This is a genomic window from Neisseria sp. P0021.S007, from assembly GCF_051956855.1.
Map to the genome: position 1 here is coordinate 1 of NZ_JBQCXA010000666.1, position 639 is coordinate 639.

Consider the following 639-nt stretch of genomic DNA (forward strand, 5'->3'; position numbering starts at 1 on the left):
CCTGCGCGCCGGTCAAGTGTTGTCTTTGGAATCTACTACCTACCCCGGCACAACCGAAGAAGAATTGCTGCCGCGCGTTGAAGAAGGCGGCTTGAAAGTCGGTAAGGACGTATTCTTGGTGTACTCTCCGGAGCGCGAAGACCCGGGTAACCCGAATTTTGAAACCCGTACCATTCCGAAAGTCATCGGCGGTCATACCCCTGCTTGTTTGGAAGTCGGTATCGCGCTGTACCAGCCCGCCATCGACAAAGTCGTACCGGTAAGCTCCACCAAAGCCGCCGAGCTGACCAAGCTTCTGGAAAACATCCACCGCGCCGTGAACATCGGCTTGGTGAACGAGATGAAAATCGTCGCCGACAAAATGGATGTCGATATTCACGAAGTCATCGCCGCTGCGGCAACCAAACCGTTCGGCTTCGTTGCCTACTATCCCGGCCCGGGCTTGGGCGGACACTGTATCCCCATCGACCCGTTCTACCTGACTTGGAAAGCGCGCGAATACGGCGTGAACACCCGCTTCATCGAGTTGGCAGGCGAAGTGAACTCCCACATGCCCGACTACGTTATCGGCAAAGTGGGACTGGCTTTGAACGAACACAACCGTTCCATCAAAGACAGCAAAATCTCTGTCTCTTCTAC

Annotated in this window: 1 protein-coding gene; it reads left to right on the forward strand. The window is 55.2% G+C overall.

Going from position 1 to position 639, the window contains the following annotated elements; all coding sequences use genetic code 11:
• A partial coding sequence (locus tag ACTHUR_RS15275; protein ID WP_440399479.1) for a nucleotide sugar dehydrogenase occupies positions 1-639 on the forward strand: 639 nt, incomplete at both ends.